Annotated in this window: 18 protein-coding genes; 11 read left to right on the forward strand and 7 right to left on the reverse strand. The window is 60.4% G+C overall.

The window, feature by feature from the left end; genetic code table 11:
• The first annotated feature begins 13 nt into the window (after positions 1–13).
• Complete coding sequence (locus BDB13_RS02195; RefSeq protein ID WP_254922987.1) at positions 14–1,474, forward strand: aldehyde dehydrogenase family protein; 1,461 nt, start codon at positions 14–16, stop codon at positions 1,472–1,474.
• Positions 1,475–1,839: 365 nt separating this feature from the next.
• Here the strand turns inward: BDB13_RS02195 and BDB13_RS02200 are convergent, their stop codons facing one another.
• The 6 genes from BDB13_RS02200 to BDB13_RS02225 all read right to left on the reverse strand — a co-directional run bounded on the left by BDB13_RS02200 (position 1,840) and on the right by BDB13_RS02225 (position 9,486).
• Entirely contained in the window at positions 1,840–3,093 is a 1,254-nt protein-coding gene (locus BDB13_RS02200; RefSeq protein WP_094270210.1) for a sugar ABC transporter substrate-binding protein, read from the reverse strand.
• A gap of 150 nt (positions 3,094–3,243) precedes the next feature.
• Positions 3,244–4,389 carry an alpha/beta hydrolase fold domain-containing protein gene (locus BDB13_RS02205; protein WP_094270211.1) on the reverse strand — a complete coding sequence of 382 codons (1,146 nt, stop codon included), beginning with the start codon at positions 4,387–4,389 and terminating at the stop codon, positions 3,244–3,246.
• A gap of 58 nt (positions 4,390–4,447) precedes the next feature.
• Positions 4,448–6,079, reverse strand: coding sequence for a flavin-containing monooxygenase (locus BDB13_RS02210; RefSeq protein ID WP_206042511.1), 1,632 nt, complete (start codon positions 6,077–6,079; stop codon positions 4,448–4,450).
• Between the two features lie 120 nt (positions 6,080–6,199).
• The gene (locus BDB13_RS02215) at positions 6,200–7,177 is read right to left on the reverse strand and encodes an NAD(P)H-dependent flavin oxidoreductase (protein WP_094270212.1); all 978 of its coding nucleotides are present in this window, start codon (positions 7,175–7,177) and stop codon (positions 6,200–6,202) included.
• 10 nt (positions 7,178–7,187) lie between these two features.
• A complete protein-coding gene (locus BDB13_RS02220; protein ID WP_094270213.1) occupies positions 7,188–8,270 on the reverse strand; it encodes an acyl-CoA dehydrogenase family protein in 1,083 nt (360 codons plus the stop codon).
• Between the two features lies 1 nt (position 8,271).
• Positions 8,272–9,486, reverse strand: a complete 1,215-nt coding sequence (locus BDB13_RS02225) for an acyl-CoA dehydrogenase family protein (RefSeq protein WP_094270214.1) — start codon at positions 9,484–9,486, stop codon at positions 8,272–8,274.
• A 171-nt stretch (positions 9,487–9,657) separates the two neighbouring features.
• On the opposite strand from BDB13_RS02225, the gene BDB13_RS02230 reads away from it, so the two are divergent.
• The 10 genes from BDB13_RS02230 to BDB13_RS02275 all read left to right on the forward strand — a co-directional run bounded on the left by BDB13_RS02230 (position 9,658) and on the right by BDB13_RS02275 (position 21,396).
• Positions 9,658–10,812, forward strand: a complete 1,155-nt coding sequence (locus BDB13_RS02230) for an acyl-CoA dehydrogenase family protein (protein WP_094270215.1) — start codon at positions 9,658–9,660, stop codon at positions 10,810–10,812.
• On the forward strand, positions 10,809–11,729 hold the full coding sequence (locus BDB13_RS02235; RefSeq protein WP_094270216.1) for an acyl-CoA dehydrogenase family protein: 921 nt from the start codon (positions 10,809–10,811) through the stop codon (positions 11,727–11,729). The genes BDB13_RS02230 and BDB13_RS02235 overlap by 4 nt, the downstream gene beginning before the upstream one ends.
• Positions 11,719–12,498 carry an enoyl-CoA hydratase-related protein gene (locus tag BDB13_RS02240; protein WP_094270217.1) on the forward strand — a complete coding sequence of 260 codons (780 nt, stop codon included), beginning with the start codon at positions 11,719–11,721 and terminating at the stop codon, positions 12,496–12,498. The genes BDB13_RS02235 and BDB13_RS02240 overlap by 11 nt, the downstream gene beginning before the upstream one ends.
• Positions 12,499–12,549: 51 nt before the next feature.
• Positions 12,550–14,655 (forward strand): acetate--CoA ligase family protein, encoded by a 2,106-nt coding sequence (locus BDB13_RS02245; RefSeq protein WP_094270218.1) that lies wholly within the window; start codon positions 12,550–12,552, stop codon positions 14,653–14,655.
• A gap of 64 nt (positions 14,656–14,719) precedes the next feature.
• Complete coding sequence (locus BDB13_RS02250; RefSeq protein ID WP_094270219.1) at positions 14,720–15,325, forward strand: TetR/AcrR family transcriptional regulator; 606 nt, start codon at positions 14,720–14,722, stop codon at positions 15,323–15,325.
• Positions 15,326–15,533: 208 nt separating this feature from the next.
• Positions 15,534–16,469 carry an ABC transporter permease gene (locus tag BDB13_RS02255; RefSeq protein WP_176459509.1) on the forward strand — a complete coding sequence of 312 codons (936 nt, stop codon included), beginning with the start codon at positions 15,534–15,536 and terminating at the stop codon, positions 16,467–16,469.
• Entirely contained in the window at positions 16,466–17,356 is an 891-nt protein-coding gene (locus BDB13_RS02260; RefSeq protein WP_094270221.1) for an ABC transporter permease, read from the forward strand. Before BDB13_RS02255 ends, BDB13_RS02260 begins: the two co-directional genes overlap by 4 nt.
• Positions 17,353–18,375: an ABC transporter ATP-binding protein gene (locus tag BDB13_RS02265; protein ID WP_094270222.1), complete on the forward strand. Its 1,023-nt coding sequence runs from the start codon at positions 17,353–17,355 to the stop codon at positions 18,373–18,375. The genes BDB13_RS02260 and BDB13_RS02265 overlap by 4 nt, the downstream gene beginning before the upstream one ends.
• Positions 18,368–19,288, forward strand: a complete 921-nt coding sequence (locus BDB13_RS02270; RefSeq protein WP_094270223.1) for an ATP-binding cassette domain-containing protein — start codon at positions 18,368–18,370, stop codon at positions 19,286–19,288. The genes BDB13_RS02265 and BDB13_RS02270 overlap by 8 nt, the downstream gene beginning before the upstream one ends.
• Before the next feature lie 551 nt (positions 19,289–19,839).
• Positions 19,840–21,396, forward strand: a complete 1,557-nt coding sequence (locus tag BDB13_RS02275; RefSeq protein WP_094270224.1) for an ABC transporter substrate-binding protein — start codon at positions 19,840–19,842, stop codon at positions 21,394–21,396.
• Positions 21,397–21,838: 442 nt separating this feature from the next.
• On the opposite strand, the gene BDB13_RS32035 is transcribed toward BDB13_RS02275, so the two are convergent.
• The gene (locus BDB13_RS32035) at positions 21,839–22,015 is read right to left on the reverse strand and encodes a hypothetical protein (protein WP_169635547.1); all 177 of its coding nucleotides are present in this window, start codon (positions 22,013–22,015) and stop codon (positions 21,839–21,841) included.
• Positions 22,016–22,019: the final 4 nt, after the last annotated feature.

A 22,019-nucleotide genomic window follows, 5' to 3' on the forward strand; every position in this document is an offset into this window, starting at 1 on the left:
CGATACCGTTCCAATCAATACTTCGCCACTACGAGGAGTGCCCATGAGCACCGTTGCCGCAATTACCACCGATCTTGCGCAAATCCTGCAAGCGCAACAAGCTGCAACGCGCGCAGCCGGAGCGCCGACGGCAGAGCAGCGTCGCGAACGCATCCAACAGGTGATCGACCTGCTCGTGGCAAACCATAAGGATCTGACCGAAGCCATGAACGAGGACTTCGGCGGACGACTGCCGGCGTACTCGGTGATGAATGATGTTCTCGGATCGATGGTTTCACTCAAGCATGTGCGAGATTCCCTCGAAGAGTGGATGATTCGTTCACCCCGAACCACCGGTGAACTTCAGGACCAACTGGGCGCCACTGCGTACGTCACGTACCAGCCGAAGGGTTCCATCGGCATCATCGGCACCTGGAACGCTCCACTCTTTACTCTCCTCAGCCCGCTGGCATGCGCACTCGGAGCCGGTAACCGTGCCATCCTCAAGCCCTCGGAAATCGTTCCGAACACCGCTGCGGTATTGGCCGAGGCCGCCGCACGCCACCTTGATCCGCTCGAAATCGCCGTAGTCACCGGCGGACCCGACGTAGCCGACCACCTCACGTCGCTCCCCTTCGACCACTTGGTCTTCACCGGAAGCACCACCGTAGGCAAATTGGTCATGGCAAATGCCGCCAAGAACCTGGTGCCGGTCACCCTCGAACTCGGCGGAAAGTCGCCGAGCGTTCTGGGCAAGAGCGCCGACTTCGACGAGGCCGCATACAGATTGGCCATTGCGAAGTCCACCAACTCCGGCCAACTGTGCGTCTCCCCCGACCTCATCTACGTTCCCCGCGCAAGCACCGAACGCTTCATCAACGCGTTCACCAACTCGTTTACCGGACTCTTCCCGACCGTTGCCGACAACACCGACATGGTGTCCATCGTCAGCGATCGACACCTCGCCCGCATCGAGGGATACATCGCCGACGCAGCCGATCGCGGCGCGCGCATCATCACCGTTCCCAACGAAGAGCTTTCGTCCGAGACACGTCGTCGCCCCTTGCGGATCGTCGTCGATCCCCCGGCCGACGCCGAGATCATGAAGGAAGAAATCTTCGGACCGGCTGTCGTAGTTCTGCCGTACGACGAGATGGATGCGGTTGTCGCAGATATCAATTCGCGTCCGAAGCCGTTGGCGCTGTACTACTTCGGCACCGACCTCGACGAGAAGGAATCGGTACTCGATCGCACCAATTCCGGCGGTGTCACGATTAACGACGCGATGTCACATCCCGGCCTCAACGACGCACCTTTCGGCGGCGTCGGCGCTTCCGGCATCGGCCACTACCACGGCCGTGAGGGCTTTCTCGAGTTCAGCCACGCTCGTTCGGTATTCGAAGCAGCAGAGCATGATCCGCGCGGCGAGTGGGGAATGCTGCCGCCCTACGGCGACGGATTCGCACAGATGATGACGGCTCAGGTAACGCCTTAGGGGCATAGCCCCTGTGCGCCTTTATTGACCTGGGGCGGGCAATAAAGGCGCACAACTAATTTGCGCGTCCGCAGCTTGACCTCCACCGACGCAAAAACCACTTCCAGTTTTCTCGACGTGGGAGAAATTTCACGCATTACCTCGAGGCATCGACTCGAAACGTCGCTCGTTCAGCGTCCTGAAGGGCCAGGTTTGCACCGATATGCCGGATGAAGATCACCCTTCAAACCGTGGTTGAGTGATCTAGCTTTAGACCGTCATTTCTGAACTAGTTTTCAACCATCGCCAACACTCGTTGGTCATCTCCGAGCAAAGGAGGGGCGTACCAGGCTGTTGGCCTGGTACGCCCCTCTTCTGCTCGGAAACTACTTACCCCACAAGGTCGTGAAGTCTTCCCTGACTGTCGGAACGGCCGGCGGGAAGGACGAGATGTCCGCTGGAATGGTCTTCTGATTCCAGACGATCAGCGGCGTCGGTTTCATCGACTGTTCGACCGGCTGATTGGCGAAGGCTCGGGCCATCGCGTCAGTTTGCTGCCAGACGACATCGACGAGCGGCGTGGGAACCGTGAAGGCTTGCTGGCCTTCCTTGATCATCGCCAGATTGGTGGTGCCTCCGATTGCCCCTCCGATCTGTACCTTGTCGGCGAGCCCAGCTGACTTGAGTGCAGCTGGCAGCCCAACCGCGAGTGCATCATTGGACAGGAATAGCCAATCGATTTTCGGATTCGCCCGGAGGAACGCCACAATGCGCGCAGGTCCGTCACCCTTACTGAAGACTGTGTTCGGGAAGTCCTCTTGACTGTAAGAGCAGTCAGGGCATTGCGTTTCCACAGTGCCTTTGAAGGCATCAGTCAAGATGCCAACCGATTTGTAGGCAGGAAGATTGATCAGTCCAATATTGGCTTTACCGTCACTGTCGGCAATGATGTATTGCGCGCCGAGCGTACCGCTTGCGACACCATCTGATGAGGGTCGGACGATGGCTGTGATTCCGTCACCTACCTTGTCGTCGGTCGATACAGCAACCACTGGAACATTTTTCGCCTGCAATTCAGCCAGCTCGCGTCGGAACGACTCCTGCGCGAAACCTGCGTACATGACACCGTCATACCCGTCGCGGACTACCTGTTGCATAGCCGCCTGGATGTCAGCCGGTGCGGACGTTGCCTGAATCGTCGTCACCTGCCAACCGAGCACCGCGCCCGCTTCCGTCGCGATTTCCGCTTGGGCGTTACACGCCGGCACACCGCAACTGACGTATGCGATTCGTTTGCCAGTTGGGATCGGGCTGGTAATCGGTTCGGTCACTGCGATCGATGCGGGTACCACAGTGGCCTTGGATACAGCGGCCGTAGCATCGGCAACACCCCCGGACGACGACGATGATGAACCGAGTTCGGTATTGTCTTCCACTGAATCGGAGCCGCACGCGGTTCCGAGGATGCCTATCGAGAGAACGGTGGCCGCGGTTAGAACGCGACGTGTCAGCCGAGTTGAGCGTGGTGAGCTCCCAGCAAGTGACTGGCGCTGATGTCTCATATGTTTATGTTCTCCTTGGTGTCCATCCAGAATTATCAAATTGTCTGCTGTGTAGCTGTTTCCACCGCTAGCCGGCATCCCACGGAACAAATTCAGACGTCGGAAGGCAGTCGGCGGTGGCTTGACTCCAACCCGGAATCCGGACGAACCAGGCCACGTTTTTTCATCCCGCTTCGATCAGCCCTTGTACGTAGACGACACCACCGGATCGTTCCGAGACCACGGATTTCAACAACGCGACTGTGCCCGGCTGGGACTGGCGCACGCGAGTGCGAATCGCTTGATGTCGGCAATGGTGGCAAGATTCGCCTCCCGCACCGATTTTCGAAATATGCTCTCCGCGGCATGCGTCAGACCGAGATTGACCCGGCCGTAGGTCGGCACACCAGCCTTCATCAACTGTCGGTAGTAGGCTTCGCCCTCATCACGCAACGGATCGAGCTCGTTGACCGAAACCACGTGCGGCGGCAGGCCGATCATATCGTCAATAGAGGCAAAATATGGCCAGCACAAAGGATTCTCAGCATTCTGGCCATTCGGATCATACGTCGCGGCAAGGACATCCAAACGCGAGCACGAGGCGAAGTATCCGTCATTCTCGATCATCGACGGCAGCTCCCGCAGTTTACGCTCATCCGGCCAGCCGTAGCCGCCGCTGATGAACGGCACCATCGCGTACACCCCGTCGATCGACTCGAGTACGCCGTTCCGCTTCGCCGTCAACGCGACGGCGAGCGCAAGGTTGCCACCGCCCGACTCACCCTGCACAACAACCGATGAGATTCCCAGCGATCCACGATGTACGTGAATCCATTCGAGGGCACTCATACAGTCGTTCAGTCCCGCCGGGAACGGATGCGGGCCACGAACTCCTCCCGCGTTTCGGAAATCGACTGCGATTACCACCATCCCTGCGGAAACGAGATCCTCGCACCACTGCTGGTGCACTGGGTTGTCGACGGCCAGCATGGTCATGCCGCCGCCGTGCAGGTACACGACACCCGGAATCGCGTTGGCGGCGTTCACCGGCCGGTAGATGTGCAGTGCGATGTCGTTGCCCGCGGTACCGGTCACATTGTGGCTCTCTCGGACGACCGCGGGCCTGTCATCGACAAGGTCCTCGTTCAACGCCCCATAAAACGCCTCGAACCCCTGCTCGGTCTGAGCCACCAGCGCTAGCCGATCTGCTTCGGAGGCGTCGCGACCGATCGGGGACGGCGTGCTGTTTTCGGCGAACCCGAACGCGGACAATGTGGCAAGCAAGGTCGGGTTCATTCGCGGATCGGTCGACAAGTTGGAATCCGGGTCCGCCAGCCTTCCAACTTGTCGAGCAGCCGGCCGCACTTGCGCCTCGTTGACTGATTCTGTTGTCATTCTTCTCACCTTCCGATATCGGCTACGCGGGCCTCGAGTGATTACATACCCGAGTACGTCAGGACAATTGAAATCCTTTGTAGTCACTCGACTCAATCTCTTTGAGTCGCTTGCCGTACTCGACCACGCCACCCGGATAGATACCGAAGCTGTGAGCCTCTCCTTCGGTCTCGGTCCAGAACCACGACGACTTCGTCTCGCCGTACAGCGTCATGCCAACCAACTCGGCAACGTGCTCGGCCCACGCATCGCAGGCCTCCTGTGTCGCCTCAACCTCGGCGAAATCCTTGTCCCGCAAGTGATTAACCAACGAATCGACGAATGCCGTCTGATGTTCGATGCAGCGCGGTATGTTCCCGCCCAGGGCTTGCGGACCGCCCAGCATCAACAGGTTCGGAAACCCGTTCGTACCTATCCCTGCGAAGGTCGACGGACCGCGCTTCCATGAATCCTTCAAGGTGATGCCATCGCGGCCCCTTATGTCGATCTGGTCGAAGGCGCCGGTAATCGCGTTGAACCCCGTCGCATAAATGATGATGTCGAACTCGAACTCTCGATCCGATGTCCGCACACCGTGTTCCGTAATCTCCTCCATCGGCGTCTCGCTGGTGTCGACGAGCTCGACATTCGCCTGGTTGTAGACCTCGTAGTATCGGGTCTCGTAAGGCGGACGGCGCTGGCCGAAGCCGTGATCGGTCGGGATCAGCTTCTTGGCTACGGCCGGGTCCGTCACTCGCTCACGAATTTTGTTCGCGAGGAACTCGGAGAACTCAGCATTGTATTCCTTGGTACGGACCACTTCAGTGAAGTTCGTATACAGTCTCGCGAAACCGCGGCGACGATACAAAGTCTCGTACCAGGCGTGCCGCTCTTCGACGTTGAAATCCTTGGCGGAAGCCATGATTGGTCCGTGCACGAACCCGCCGCGGGTGGATTTGGCCTTCTTCCAGATCGCGTCGTATTCACCTTTGATCTCCGCCATTTCCAGCGGTGTGATGGGCTCGTTGTTGAGCGGTGGGCACCAGTTGGGGCTGCGCTGAAAGACCGTCAGAGACTTCACGATCGGCCCGATGGCGGCAATTGTTTGCACGCCGCTCGATCCGGTGCCGATAACCGCCACCCGCTTGCCTTCGAAATCGACTCCCTCCTTGGGCCATCGTGCAGTGTGCACCGACTGTCCTTGGAAACGTTCGCGTCCCTGCACTCCGGGATAGCGCGGATCGGAAAGGATTCCGACGGCGGTAATGAGGAATCGCGTCCGGTACTGTTCGCCCTCCGTAGTCGTGACGAGCCACGTGGAGTCTGCGGGATCGAAATGTGCGGTCTCGATCCTCGTTTCCAACTTCATGTGGGGGCGCAGCTGGAGAAAATCGGCGGCATAGTTGAAATAGCGCTCGTTCTCGGGTTGACCGCTGAAGTGCTCGGACCAGTTCCATCCGTTTCGCAGTTCGTCGGAGAAGAAGTATCCGTAACTGTAACTCTCCGAATCGACTCTGGCCCCGGGATAGCGGTTCCAGTACCAGGTTCCCCCGACGCCATCTGCTGCATCGACAGCGAGAGCGTCGAAGCCCGCTGTGCGGAGCTTGTGCAGGATCTCGATTCCGGACAGACCGCATCCGATGATTAGTGCGTCGAGTATTCCTTGCTCGCGGGAAATAGTTTGCATGGTCTGCGCTTTCGGTCGGTTCATGACCGCTCCTTATCTCGGATTCGACAAACCTAGTCGTCCAGTCGACTAGAGGTCAAGATCGTTTCTATTCGTTAAATTCCTTGGATTACCTTGTACAACAGTCTTTTTCGTACGACGGACCTATACTTCGGATACGAGCGGCGCGATTGCCGGCACCCGACATGCTGCGGCGTACTCGTTCTGCAACTGCGCGACGATCTCGGCCACCATGGGAATCTCATCGATGAAGTCGATGCTCTGTCCTGCACTCCAGATATTTCGCCAAGGAGTGACACCGGCGGGAAGGTGATCGCTGCCCAACTTACCGCTCGCTTGGGGTAGTGAGTCGGGATCGATCCCCGCAGACAAAAGCGACGCTTCGATCCAGTTCGCCGGCACTCCCGACACACCTCCCGTGTACCGCAGGCCGCTGGAGGACTCGGAGACCAGAAGTTGCTTGTAACGATCGGGGGCCAGGGACTCACGCGAGCCGATGAAGCGGGTGCCGACGTACGCGAGATCCGCTCCGAGAACCTCAGCGGCCCGAACGGCGGCACCGTGGCCGACCGCTCCCGCCATGACGATCACACCGTCGAACATCTGACGCAGTCGTGGGATGAGAACGAGATGACTGATGGTTCCCGAGTGCCCGCCACCACCCGCGCCGATCGCTATCAGTCCGTCGGCGCCGGCCGCAATCGCCTTCTCCGCGAAGTGGAAGCTGGTGACGTCGTGGAACACGACACCGCCCCAGTCATGCACTCGTTCAATAAGTCTCGATGGATTTCCGGCTGCACTGACGATGATGTCCACCCCATAGCGCCGGCACACATCGAGGTTCAGTTTAAGCTCGTCATCGTCCATCCGGGTCGCGAGATTGACAGCAATCGGGCCGATGCGAGCCGTGGGGTCCTCGGCGAGCCGGTTGTCGATGGCCTCACGGATGTCGCGTAGCCACGACTCGAACTCGTCGAGCGAACGAGCGTTGTGCCGGGGCAATCCGCCCACGACTCCGCTGAGGCAGGCCTCTCGCACCAGATCCGGGCCGGTGACGAGGAACATCGGTGAACAGAAAACCGGCACTGACAGCCGATCGCGAATGCGCTGGCTTATGGTCATGCGTTGCCCTTCATTTCTCGGTTAGGTTCTGGCACTTAAGTTCCAATATGTCGGCGAGCTGATCGCGGGCGACTCCTTGCGGCCCGGCAAGCGCGACGTTGGCATGCGCCCGCCGCACGTACAGGTGCGCGTCGTGTTCCCATGTGTATCCGATTCCACCCAGCAATCGAAGGCATTCCGTGGTCACACGGACGGCTGACGGGATCACGAGTCGCTGCGCTACCAGTGCAAGTTTGTGTCCGTCGGGTCCGTGCTCGTCTTGTTCGGCGATCGCCGCACGGACGACGGCTTCGCAAAGTTCCACCGTGCAATAGATATCTGCCAACTGATGTTTCACGCCCTGGAACGATCCCATCAGGCGGCCGAAGGCAACTCGAATCTTGGCGTAGTCGGCCACCATCGCCAGCGCGCCTCTCATCAGGCCCAACGCATCAGCCGCGAGCAGTACCCGGCGGTGGTCCGCCAGACGTTGCAGCCCGTCAGCCGGCAATGGGTGAAAATCGTAGGGCGCATTGGTGAGTCGAACACATGCTGTCCGACGGGTCAGATCGAGCCCGTCGATCTGCGTGATATCGACGCCCCTGGCGTCGGCGGGCACGATGATCAATCCCGCGTCGGTCAACGCCACAATCATGGTGGCGCCTGGTCCATCCAGCACTGTTGACAGCATCCCTGTGGCGCCGCCATCGGAGAGCACGATATCGGCATGGTGCGTTCCCAGGTCGAATCCGATGATCGCGTTACCCTCGAGAAGGTTCACCCCAAGGGTATGCCACGGGGCATCCTCGGCAAGGAGCATTGCATCCATTGCCAGAACAGTTGACAACAGAGGTGCTCCGGACAATCCTGCCGCTAGTTCCTCAATTGCGACTGCGACCTCGGCAAGCCCCGTTTCCGCACCACCGATCTCGCTGGGCGCCAACAGACCTGACAGCCCGATCTCACGACAGCCCCGTACCCAGCTGGCGCGGTCGTAGGGAGCTGCAGCAGTACCTTCAGCAGCCCGGACGGCGTCGGAGGGGCAAGTGATGGCCACCCACCTGCGCACGGCGTCACGCAACTGATCATGCTCGGTCTTCGTCGAGAGTGACACGTCAGCTCCCCTGCTGTCGGTTATGCGCGATAATCTCCCGGAAAGTCATCGTCTTTGACGGATCCGACTCACGCGGTAACCCGAGTCCCCGCTCCGCGATGATGTTCTTCTGAATCTCTTCGGTACCGCCGGCGATCGACAGGGCCGGCGCGGACAAAATTGCCTTCTCGACCGCCGGATCTTCGTACACTGCAACAGATCCGAGGATTCGGGTCGCCCGCTCCGCTGCGTCGACGTTGGCCCGCCCGATGAGCAGCTTGGACACCGAATGATCCACGGGTCCGCTGAGACCGTCGTGCGCAAGCTGGGCATACCGCGCCCGCAGTAGCGACAGCGCCTCATGCTCGACGTAGTAGTCGACCAGCGCAGTGATGGCGGCATCGTCCGCAGGATCACCGTGTTTGTGCCACAGAGCCGCGACATTCGGGTACGACACCGCCTCAGTCGCTTTGCCATCGGTGCCAACGCCGCTCGAGACAGCCCCCCGTTCGTGGGTGAGCATCCGGCCGGCGATTCTCCAGCCATCGTTGATCTCGCCGAGCACCATGCCATCGGGAACAAATGCCTGATCGAGTACGACTTCGTTGAACACGGCATTGCCGGTCATGTCGCGAAGCGGCGAGACGGTGACACCCTCGGCGTGCATGTCGACGAGCATCATCGTGATCCCCTGATGCTTGGGTGCGTCAGGTTCGGTACGCACGAGCGCAACTCCGTAGTCGGCACGGTGTGCGTTGGTGTTCCAAACCTTGCGTCCGGTGATCCGGAATCCCCCGTCATCCCGCACTGCCGAGGTACGCAATCCTGCGAGGTCGGTACCAGCGTCAGGCTCGGAGAACAGCTGACACCAGATCGAGTCGCCACTCAATATCGCTGGGCACAGGAGTCGGCGCTGCGCCTCGGTCCCCATATCCACGATGGTCGGACCTACCGTTCCCATGCCGATACGGAAGGGATCGAGTGGCAGCGTGTACTGCGCAGTTTCATCGCGAAAGGTCTGCGCGTCCACGTCGCCACGACCGGCTCCTCCGGCATCGAGCGGCCACGTCAATCCATTGAGGCCGGCCGCGTGCATTAGTGCCATGAACTCCCGCGCTGCAGGCAAATCGGATGGCCCCCGGCCTACGACGACATCGTGTCGATAGGGCTCCGCATGCTCGTGTAACCATCCCCTGACGAAGGCACGGAACTCGTCAGTAGATTCATCGAATGTCACAGTGTGCCTTACCTTTCCGCCGATCTTGACGACTAGTCAACCGGTCGACTATGGTCAAAGTACCACCGCCCGGGCTGGTTGGCTAGAGATTCGACGAAACGCCTGCCAACCGATCGACAGCCGCGCGTTGCCACAACTGGACGAAAGTCCCACGTTTCGGAGGAGTTATCCATGGAATTCGGATGGACTGACGAGGAAGAGCAATTCCGCGAGCAAGTTCAGCGCGCCTTTGCCAAGTACGCCCGGCCTGGGTGGACCCATCACGACCGGGACATGCCCACGCCGCAGGATCGAGATGATGCGATCGCGTTTTGCCAGGCTCTCGCCGGCGAGCAGTTACTCACTCCCCAGTGGCCCGAAGAATACGGTGGCCGGTCCGCTTCTGGGTGGGAGCAGGCCATCCTAGGGGAAGTAGCTTGGGGTGCCGGCGAACCACGCGGCCCGCAATACATGAACGTGAACTGGATCGGCCCGGCAATCATCTACGCCGGTACCAAAGAGCAAAAGGAGTACCACCTTTCGCGCATCGGACAAGGAAATGTGCTGTGGTGCCAAGGATTCTCCGAACCCGATGCCGGTTCAGACCTCGCCTCACTCCGCACGGCCGCGGTCCGCGACGGCGATGAGTACGTGATCAACGGCCAGAAATGCTGGACGTCGTACGGCCACGAAGCAGAGTTCTGCTTCCTGCTGTGCCGAACCGACCCTGACGCCGAACGCCATTCGGGCATCTCGATCTTTCTGGTCCCCATGGACACACCCGGTATCGAAGTGCGGGAGATCATGTCCCCGTACGCCGAACACCTCGTGCACGAGGTGTTCCTGACCGATGCGCGCGTCTCTGCTGATTGTCGACTCGGCCCGGAGAACGAAGGCTGGTCAATCATCACCGAGGTCCTCGCCAACGAGCGGGCCGGCTGGGTCACGCATGAGAACGCTCTACGCCGACTGGACAAGCTGTTGAGCAGACCGCTGGTCGATACCGATGATCCGGACACGTCCGCGGCCGCCGGTCGCGCCTACGCGATGGCCGAAGCAACCAGGATGCTCAACTTTCTCGCAATCGACGAACGGGAGAACGATACGCCGGGCAAACGCCGCGCCATCGCGCCTGTCGCACAAGCTGCCCTCGGACTACTCGAACCGGCCGTGGGCTGGGCCCTTCACGAGATCTCGGGAAACGAAGCGCTGGACCCCGACTCCATCGCCGGGCAGTCGCTGGTGAGCATGACCGCCGGCCCCATCGCGGCCGGGGCACTGGAGATCCAATTCAACTTGATAGCCAAACAGACCTTGGGGCTACCGAAGGAAGGAACCCGGGCATGAAACTGACACCGACCCAGGACCAAGCGGATATCGTTGCTGCCGCAGTTGGTGCCGTTCGACGGGCCACCGCCGTCGGCGGCGAAAACGAATCCCGTGCTGCACTCGAAGCGCTCCGCGATGGCGGATTCTTGGACCTTGCCACACAGGCGGGCCCACTCGAGGCCGCTCTCGTCACGGAAGCGATCTCACGGGAGGGTGTGCTGGCGCCCGTGGGTGCTCGCCTATTGGTCGCGCCGGCATGCGGATTGACCGACGGACTGGTCGTCGGCCTGATCGAGGGACGAAACTCGCTTGTGCGCTATGGCGCCGACGCCGACGTCTTCATCGGCGTCGACGGTGACACGGCGTTTGTCGCACACCGCGATCAAGTGACTGTCTCGTGTGCGCAACAGGGCATCGGCACACCGGTCGCCCGTGTCGTGGTGGACAGTTGCACACACTTGTCGGCAGCACAGTCAGCAGCGGTGCAGCGGCGCTGGCGCATTGCAATGGCGGCCGAGGCCGCCGGCGCGATGGCGGCGGCGATCGCGCTGACCGTGCCGCACGTGTCTCAGCGAATTGCTTTCGGCCGGCAGTTGGGATCGTTCCAGGCTGTTCAACACCGACTTGCACGTGCCGAAGTCTTTGCCCAGGGAACCAGTTGGCTGGCTCGCCACGCTGCGTGGGCTGGAGACGACGAGTATCTGTCGGCAGCCTGTGCGACATATGCATGCCTGGCGGCGGTCCAAGTATACGAGAATACCCACCAGGTGACCGGCGCCGCCGGGGTGACCACCGAGCATGGGCTTGCGAAACACACTCTCCGACTGGTGGGGCTGCAACGCGAGCTCGGCGGACTCAACGCGCACGCCCGGCTGGTCACCGCCGCTCGCCTCGCTGACATGACGCCAGCAGGTCTGCAGGACAATGTCGCCTGATTCTCCAGTCGAGCACCTGATTCTCTCCGGCCGGTCGGGGCACGTTCTCACGCTGACCCTCAACCGGCCGGAGCGGCTCAACGCGACCACGCCGCCGATGCGCCAACGATTGTTCACCCTCCTCAAGGAAGCGGACGACGACCCGGATGTGCGGTGCATCGTGGTCACCGGGACGGGTCGGGGATTCTGGCCGGGCGAAGACCGCGACGAGCTCGCGAAGATCAACGGCGGCATTATCGCGGACAGGTCGGAACCGTTGACCTACGATCTCCCGATGGCCATGAAAACACCTATCGTCGTGGCGATCAACGGCGCGGTCGCCGGTGTAGGACTTTCATTCGTCCTACAAGCCGACATTCGCGTCGCCGCATCGGGAGCCAAATGGGCAGCGCCGTTCGCCGGGCTCGGACTGGTTGCCGAAGCGGGCCTGTCCTGGCTGCTACAGCGGCACGTCGGTTGGGGTGCCGCGCTCGAAATCCTCCTGACCGCTGAGCCTTTCAGTAGCGAAGACGCCTACCGCCTGGGGATCGTCCAACATCTCGAAAAGCCGGACGACGTCCTGCCTGTGGCAAACCGGATTGCAAGTCGGATCGCACGGAACTCCCCGTTCTCGATCCAAAACATCCGCGAGCAAATACATCTCGACGCAACGCGCGGCTGGGAAGAGGCGTATGCCGATGGAAGCAGACGAGCCTTGGAAAGCCTGGACCGCGCCGACTTCCACCGCGCCGTCGCCGCAGCGATCGAGAAGCGCGAAGTCACTTTCTGACGTTCAACGACCCGACTACGGCCAAAGCCACTGAGAGCAACGGAAAAGAACATGAATCCTCAGACACATACACGGACGACGCACGGTCTCGATGCCCTGTTCACACCAGCCAGCGTCGCGGTGATCGGAGCATCGGACAACCCCGGACGGATCGGCGGAAGGGTGCTGGCGCGCTTCGCCGAACACTTCTCCGGGCCGATCTACGCGGTCAATGCCAACCGAGACATAGTGCAGGGGCACCCGTGTTCGCGCACGATCACCGACCTTCCCCAGGCGCCGGATCTGGCGGTGCTGGCGATTCCTGCCGAGCAGGTTCTTACGGCTGTCGAAGAACTTGCCAAGATCGGGTGCCAGGTCGCAATCGTATTGTCATCGGGATTTGCCGAACTCGGGGACGAAGGCAGGCGTCACCAGGAGCAGCTACGCGACGTCGCCGACCGGACCGGCATGCGGATCATCGGCCCAAATTGCGTGGGGTCGATGAGTATTCCCTCCGGCGTATTGGCTACCTTTGCCGACCTGCGGATGCGCGAGTTGCAGAGTGACGATCGCCCAGGGATTGGGATCGTCAGTCAGAGCGGCGCTCTCGGTGCAGTGTTCTTCCAGGCCGCCGACGCGTTGGGTCTACACGTGAATTACGTGTGCACCACCGGAAATGAAGCCGATGTCAGTGCAGCTGAGGCGATTTCGGCGTTGGTGGAGCGCCCCGACGTTAATGCGCTGATGGTATTCCTCGAGGCACTGCGCGATCCCGAAACGCTGTACGCGGCTGGACGCCGCGCGCTCGAACTAGGCAAGCCTATTGTGGCGATGAAGGTGGGCGTTTCCGAGACAGGGGCTATGGCGGCGGCCAGTCACAGCGGTTCACTTGCTGCGCCAGATCGATTCGCCGAATCACTGTTGGAGAGATCTGGCATTATCCGGGCAGAGTCTCCCATCGAACTGCTCAACATGACTGCCGCTCTCGCCGGCGGGCGTGTTCCTGCGGGAGATCGCGTCGCAGTGATGACGCTCAGCGGCGGAGTCGGGATCATGATCGCGGACGAACTCGACCAGTGGGGTCTGACGCTTCCCCAGACCGGAGAGTCGACCGCGCAGAAGATTCAACGTCTCATCCCGCCGTACGGTTCTACGCGGAACCCGATCGACTACACCGCGAATGCCGTGAACAACGCGGCGGGCTTCGCCGAGATTCTCGAGGCCGTGATCACCGACGACGACTTCGACATGGTCGTCATCAACGGCCTGTCGATGGCGACTTTCGACGAGAACGTCGCGGCGATTCAGCGACTGCACAGCGAAAGCTCCAAGCCGATGATCGTTTCGATGTCCGGTCCGGGCGCTGTGGCGATCAATGAACTTGGCGTGCCGTGTATTTCGGACTCGGTACAGGCAGCCAAGGCTCTGGGAGCGTTGAATCTCTACCGGACATTGCGTTCAACACCGCCCGGCGAACCACCACTGCTGGGTGCGGGGCGCTCGCAAGCCTCCCGAACCCGCACCCTTGACGGGAACGAGACACGCGCCTTGTTGGCGAGCTATGGCGTACCGTTCGTACCCGAATACGGCGCGTGTGGACCCGATAACGCCGCCGAGATCGCCGAGACCATGGGCTTTCCCGTCGCAGTGAAACTGGATCCCAGTGTCTCAGCGCATAAGACGGAAGTCGGCGGTATCCGGCTGAACTTGGGTAACCCCGAGGATGTGCGCCGCGCCGTCGTCGACATCCAGTCGAATCTCGGGGCAGATGGTGACGTTCCCTTCGTTATCCAGCGCATGGTCGAACCCGGGCTCGAGTTGACCGTCGGAGCAATCCGTGACGACACCCTAGGACCCGCCGTGCTTGTCGGACTGGGTGGGGTGACCGTGGAGATCCTCGACGAGATTCAGATGGCCTTGGTGCCGGTGAACACAGCTGACGCCGAGCGGATGATACGTCGACTCTGCGGCGGCCGACTCACGACCAGCGCGCGGGGTCTTGCTCCCGCAATGATTCGAACGCTGGGCGAGGTCGTGGCCTCGGTGAGTGCGCTGATGGTCGAGCGTCGCGACGTCATCGAGGTAGACGTCAATCCGCTGATCGTCCAGGCTACCGGGCTTGTCGCAGTAGATGCCCTGATTCGCGTCGCGGACTTCGATACTGTGCTAGACCGATAATCTTGTCAATCTCGGCAGAACGTCCAGAGTACGGAGAACATCAAATGCGCACGGTCACAACGAAATGACACCGAAAGAGAAACGCCCCAAAATTGAAGCCAGCGAAATCGAAGCTGCATTCGCACGTAGCTTCCTCGCCAACGGCTTTCGGGGAACGAGCGTGGACTCCGTCGCAAGAGAGCTGGGGGTACCCAAGGGCAGCGTTTTTTACCACATAGGCACGAAGGAGGAGGTGTTCTTCCGTGTCCAGATGGAAGGAATGCGGGAGTTCACTCACCAGCTCCGACAGATCACCAATTCCGGCAATCCTCCTGAAATTCAGCTGCGGGAGGCGATTCGCGACAGCGTTCGACGCGTCGACCCCTCTGCCGGCCCACTGTTTGCGATCAGCCGTGACAGCCATCATCTCCAGCCGGAACACGCTGCCGAACTCGAGGCCGTCAGACATGACTACCAGTCGCTGTTCATCGGCATCATCGAGAGCGGCATCGACGCAGGGATCTTCCGCACCCAAGAACACCTGAAGGTCGTGGTGTTCGGGATCCTCCGCTTCATCGGTCTGGTCAGGGATTGGTACAACCCGGACGGCGATCTTTCACTCGACGAACTCGCGGATGTGTACTGGGTATTCATCTGCGGAGGCTTGGGGCACGACGCTCTTCCTGCTTAGCGAACCCGTCGCGGCCTCCTGCTGTGCACTCCCCGATCGTGGGGGGTGATTGATTGCTTCTCCCATCGCGCCTGGCCTGTTGCCTGATCGATTGAAAGCCTTGAGACGCAGCATCTTTCAATCGAATGTTTCTCGCTCGCACTCGAATTCGTGTGTCGCGTTCACACTGCACACCCAGCCGAACGGAGGGTTTTTCATGTTGCGGTTCATGGCATCACGACTATTGACGGTCGTGCCGATGCTTCTGATCCTGACTGTCATCGTGTTCCTACTCGTTGAAATCTCACCGGGCGATCCCGCCGCGATCATCGCCGGCGCCGACGCATCGCCCGAAGCGATCGAAGCGGTTCGTCAGCGACTCGGACTCGACCAGCCCGTGTGGCAGCAATATCTGTCTTACGTATGGAACGTGCTACATGGCGACCTCGGTACGTCGTTCGCCACCAATGAGCCCGTGACAGAGGTCATTGCCCGTCGGCTGCCGAGAACACTGTCCATCGGCCTGTTCGCAATGCTGATGGTCGTTATTCTGAGCATCCCGCTGGGCATCCTCGCCGCCGTCAAACGCAACAGCGTGTACGACCGACTGCTCACCGGCACCTCGGTGTTCCTGCTCGCCGTTCCACCATTCGTGTTAGCCGCGATTCTCGTGAAGTGGTTCGCCCTCGACGGCTTTCAGATTTTCCCCCCCACCGGATACGCACCGATGAGCGAGGGACTGGGCGAGTGGCTGCTGTACGCGACACTTCCGGCGATCGCGGTGGCCTCCATCAGCCTTGCCGAGCTGACACGTCAGGCACGCGGCGCCATGATCGACGCGCTCGAGCAGGACTACATCCGCACAGCCCGCGCCAAGGGCTTGAGCAAAATGATGCTCGTATGCAAGCACGCCGCCAAGAACGCTGCGATTCCGTATGTCACCGTGCTCGGTCTGAACGTCGGACGTGTCGTAGGTGCCGCCGTGATCGTCGAAGCGATCTTCAACATTCAGGGATTCGGTCAGCTCGGCGTCACCGCCGTCATCAACCGTGACATCCCGACCATGCAGGGAGTCGTCCTGGTCAGTGGCGTGATCGTTCTGCTCGTCACCCTGCTCGTCGACATCTCCTACGGCTACCTGAATCCGAGGATACGTAACACATGACCACTACAGCGACAAACACGAACAGCGCCAAGACGTTCTTCTCATATACGCCTGGCCGGACGACGAGGCGACTCCTGCAGGACCGGGTCGGTATGGTTTGCCTCGGCGGCCTGGTGTTCCTCGTATTCATCGGTGTTCTCGCGCAGTTCTGGACACCGAAGGACCCGACAGCCCAGGACCTGTTGAACCGGCTCCAGAGCCCCAGCAGCGAATACTGGCTCGGCACCGACGCCGTCGGCCGGGACATTCTCAGCCGGCTCATGATCGCCACCGGTGTTGACCTGGCCGCAGCCAGCCTCGCGGTCACTATCGGACTGGCGGTCGGCGCCAGTCTCGGCTTGATCGCCGGGTACCTCGGTGGCGCCTTGGACTCGTCCATCAGTCGTGTCTCCGACGTACTGATGTCACTTCCGCCGCTACTGTTCGCGGTCGCGATCGTCGGCGCTCTAGGCCCCAGTCTGACCAACGCGATGATCGCAGTCGGTGTGCTTCTCGCCCCGAGGTTCTTCCGGCTGGTTCGAGTCAGCACGCAGGAAATCATCAACGAGGACTACGTCGAGGCCGCCCGCTCCAGCGGCGCCGGCCCAATCAGGATCATGGCGCGCCACGTGGCACCGAACATCGTCTCGCCCTTGCTCATCCAGATATCCTTCGGCGCATCCGTTGCGATCGTTGCGGAATCCGGCCTGAGCTTCCTCGGCCTTGGCGTGCAACCGCCGACAGCGAGCTGGGGCTCGATGGTCAAGGAAGGGTTCGACAACCTCGCGATCAACGGCTGGACCATTATTCCGGCCAGCGTCACGATCGTTGCCTCGATTCTACTTCTGTCTCTGTTCGGCGACAGCCTACGAGACGCAGTCGGCAGCCAAGGAGGTAGCAAAGCGTGACTGTAACTACCGAGAAAGCACTCGAGCAGGACACCGTCCTACGAGTGGAAGACCTGTGCGTCGACTTCAAGACCCCCGATCACGGCTGGACCCGAATCGTCGACAATGTCGGATTCAGCGTCAACAAAGGCGAAACCGTCGGTCTGGTCGGCGAATCCGGTTCCGGCAAGACGGTCACATCGCTCGCGATTATGCACCTGCTGGCACGCAACGCACGCGTCTCCGGTTCCGTTGTCGTCAACGATCGCGACTTGAACACACTGTCGGAGAAGGAACTCGACGAGGTTCGCGGCACGGAGGCCGCGATGATCTTCCAAGAACCGCGGCGCAGCCTCAACCCCGCGTTCACCGTCGGTGACCAAGTCGCCGAGGCAGTCCGCCGACACCGCAAGTGTTCGCGGAAAGAGGCATGGGCCCGCACGATCGAACTGTTCGATCGCGTCGGCATCCCCCAGCCGGAGAAGCGAGCGCACGCCTATCCGCACGAGTTCAGCGGTGGCATGTGCCAGCGAGTCATGCTCGCGATGGCGCTCTCATGCGATCCCGACGTTCTCATCGCAGATGAGCCCACCACAGCGTTGGATGTCACCGTGCAGCGGCAGGTGCTCGGCCTGATCCACGAATTGCAACTCGAGTTCGGACTCGGTGTCCTGCTCATCACTCACGACCTCAGCGTCGTCGCAGAGGTATGCGACAGAGCCGCAGTCATGTACGCGGGCAGAATCATCGAGGACGCGCCCATCCTCGAGCTTTTCGACAACCCACGCCATCCCTATACCGCGGGTCTTCTCCATGCCATGCCGGATCCGGTCCGGCACGCGGACAAGATGGGTGTGATCCCCGGCAGTGTGCCACCGGCGCACGAGTTCGTCGATTCATGCCGGTTCTCGCCGCGATGCCCCTACTCCCGGAACGAGTGCACCGAGGACTTCGTCCCCTTGTCGACCATCGGAACCGACCATCTCGTGAGTTGCGTTCGCACCGACGAGATCTCGCTGAAGGACGCTTTCTATGACTGACACGACCACGACTGGTACGCACACCGATATCCGGACGGACACTGACGACGCAGCCCTCGTTATCGAGGGACTGATGAAGTCGTACCCGGCCAAGCGTAATCTGCTCGGCCGGGTCACCGACACCGTCGATGCGGTGCGCGGAGCGAGCATCGCGGTGCGACGGGGTGAGACTCTCGCGCTCGTCGGCGAGTCAGGAGCCGGCAAGTCGACCGTCGGACGACTGGCCCTACGGTTGATCGAGCCGGACTCCGGGTCGATCAAGGTGCTTGGCGATGACATCACCGCGATGGGACGGTCCGATCTGCGTAAGGTCCGAGGTCGGGCGACGATGATTTTCCAGGATCCATTCAAATCGCTCAATCCGCGTGCGCAGATCAGGTATTCGATCACCGAACCGATGCTGTCCCAGGGTGGTTACAGCGCATCCGACCGCGACAAACGCGTCGCCGCGCTGCTCGATCGTGTCGGTCTGACCGCGCACCATCTCGATCGCTATCCCTACGAGATGTCCGGCGGTCAACTCCAACGTGTCGCCATTGCACGTGCGCTCGTGACTGATCCCGAGATCGTCGTGTGCGACGAACCGGTCGCGGCGTTGGACATGTCCATCCGATCGCACGTCATCAACCTGCTGCGCGAACTGCAGGCCGAACGTAATCTCGCGTACCTGTTCATTTCGCACGACATGTCGCTCGTGCGGGTCATCGCCGACCGCATCGCGGTCATGAAGCGCGGTGAGATTGTCGAGTGCAACGACGCTGCAACATTGTTCGCCGATCCTGCGAACGAATACACCCGCACGCTCCTGTCTGCTATCCCGGCGTCGCATCCGAACCAACGTACGTTCCGTCCCCCACCAATCGCACGAAACGCGAGAGCGAAGTCGACCGTCGCAGTCATGCCGATCGAGTGAGAAAAGGTGCATGAGCATGCCGTCGTAGCGGGAGCAGTTCGTCCCGAGTATCTCGACGACCCAGCAGTGCTGGGTCGTCGACTTTCCTTTCCGCCGTGGCGATCTGGGACAACCCGGCGAGTTTCCGACCTACCCGACCCACATCGAGTACGCGAGGAGGAGTGACACTGGGTATTCGCGGCCTCCTGTTGCCCGAGTGAGGGACGGATAAAGGACTCTGCCGGTTACCCGAATCGGAGGCTCCGTGGAAACGAAATACTCTGTGGTGCACATCATCCCTTGAAATGCACCGTCCGGACAATCGCAGGCGAGTCGAATGGCATTGACTCGGAGGAAGGTTCCAGATACGTTGCATCTGAGAGCATTGTGGTGCACCTCACTTAACATTGAGCGGGTGGCGCCAATCACATCCACTCGATAGTCGCAGTGCACACGTTCCCAATTGCTTCCATCGGACTGTAATCCGCGTCCCGCTTCCACTGGGACTGTAATCCCTTCCACTGGAATATAATCCGCGCTCGCACTCCCCTCGCTCCTCGAAAGGGCATCTCATGTTCAGAAGTCGCTGGGCGGTCGCCGCTGTTGCGTGCGTAACTGTCGCCGCATTGGTTTCCTCGTGCGGTAGCTCCGATTCATCCGTCGCTGCGGGGCAGGGGGAAGTCGATACCAACACAACCTTGTCGGTGGGTTGGACCGTGGCGGTGAGTACGCTCGACCCGCATATGGCGACAACGGAACTTGCATCATTTCGCTTCGGACTCAACAACATTTACGACCGACTATTCTCGGTCGACTACGAAGGCAAGGCCCATGGAATGCTGGCCACCGACTGGACATACAGTGACGCGGGCACCCAATTGGTGCTCACCTTGCGCGAGGACGCATCGTTCCGCGACGGCACGCCACTCGACGCCAGGGTGGTCAAGTCGAATCTGGATCGCGCGCGCACCCTCGAGTCCCCGATCGTCAAACGATCTTTGTCGGCCATCTCGGACGTGACGGCGTCCGAACCATACGAGGTGACCGTCAATCTGACAACTCCTACTGACCAACTCCCCTACATCCTCGCCGGTGTCGCAGGCGTCATGATGAACCCGACACTGTTCGAGAACGGCGATCCGGGAAACTCCGCCGACGGCTCGGGTGCATACAGCATCGAATCATGGGTGCCCGGCGAGAAGCTCACGCTGGTCCGCGACCGCAACGACTACTGGGACGCCGCTGCCGCTAAGCCTGCTCGCATTGAATACGCCGGCATCCCCGACTTCCAAGCGTTCACCAACGCGGTTGCCGGTGGCCAGATCGACATCGGCCAGTTTCAGCCCGGGAACGTCGCAGCAGTCAAAGGTCGTCCTGGTCTTGTCACCGTTCCCGTGGATTCCGGTGTGGGCATGGAGATCTCGATCAATCGGAACGTGAAACCACTCGACGATCTTCGGGTACGTCAGGCACTTAACCACGCAATTGACCGAAACACGATCACCGAGGCCCTGTATCCGGGATCGCGTGTCCGCTGGCAATTCGTACCCGAAGGACTTCCAGGGTTCGATAAAAACCTCGAGGAAATCTTCCCGTACGATCCGAAGAAGGCCAAGGCGCTCCTTGCGGAGGCAGGCTATCCGAACGGTATCGATCTGGGCGAGGTGGCGGTGTCCTCGTCAACGACACCTGGTCTAGCCGACGTCGTGCAGAAGCAATTTGCGGAATCGGGCATCCGCTTCGAGCCGCGGGTGCTCGAAAGCCTCGAGGTGTACTCGCAATTCGCATCCGGACGGTATCCGTTGATGGTCGGGTTCTCTTCTTACGGTATCAGTTTCGCGGCCGGCCTCAATCTACGGAGCGGACCAAATCAGAATCCCGCGGGATTAACCCCGGAGTACGAGACGTTGATCGCCGCAGTCACGGACTCCCGACGCACCGAAGAAGAACGCACGGCTAGCAAGGTGAAACTCAACACCTACCTGACTCAAGAGGCCTGGGGTATACCGATCGAGTGGACCACGTACTCGTGGGTGATGAGCGACAAGGTCGGAAACTTCAGTGCGGAACTCGATTACGCCACAACGTGGGGTCCGGTCGATATGAGGTACCTGACAATTACCAAGTAACAGACAAGCACGGATCCGCACCACCTACCGATGAGGGTAAGCGGTGCGGATCCGTCCAACAGGAAGCAACGCATTGTCGGCCTGGACGGCGACTCCGTGGAGCGCCACTCGCAGTTCACCGGCCAGATCCATGGCGAAATAATGCGTGGGTAGTGAGTTCATTCACCGAATGCATTAATCCAATTGGCGTACAACTGTTTTCAAATTTACAGCCGACAAGGTTGAGCGTGGACGACTCCCGACAAGCGACGGGCACCGGCGGCTCATCTGTTGATGCCCTAGTCGCACCGTCCGTTCGCAACTGACTGGCCGGCATCAAGGTTTGCGAATTGCGATAGAGATCGAAAATTTGCGTCATTTTGTCGAAATCGATTGCATCGCAGTGAATTTAAATAGAACACGAGTATTGCCTTACTTAACTGGGGGAGCTATGGTTTAAATATCAATCGAATCGGTTGATATTTGCAGTGGCCTTCTCGATGTTGTTGTAGCCGACGACGTGGAAGATGATGCCGTGGACTGCTTTCCGGATGCAGATAGTTACCAACGAACCGAAAGGGTTACGGTGGTCGATCAATCTCAAGTAGCGGCAGGAACTGTTCCAGTACTGTCGATTCACGATG

Source organism: Rhodococcus sp. OK302 (assembly GCF_002245895.1).
Classification (GTDB): Bacteria; Actinomycetota; Actinomycetes; order Mycobacteriales; family Mycobacteriaceae; genus Rhodococcus_F.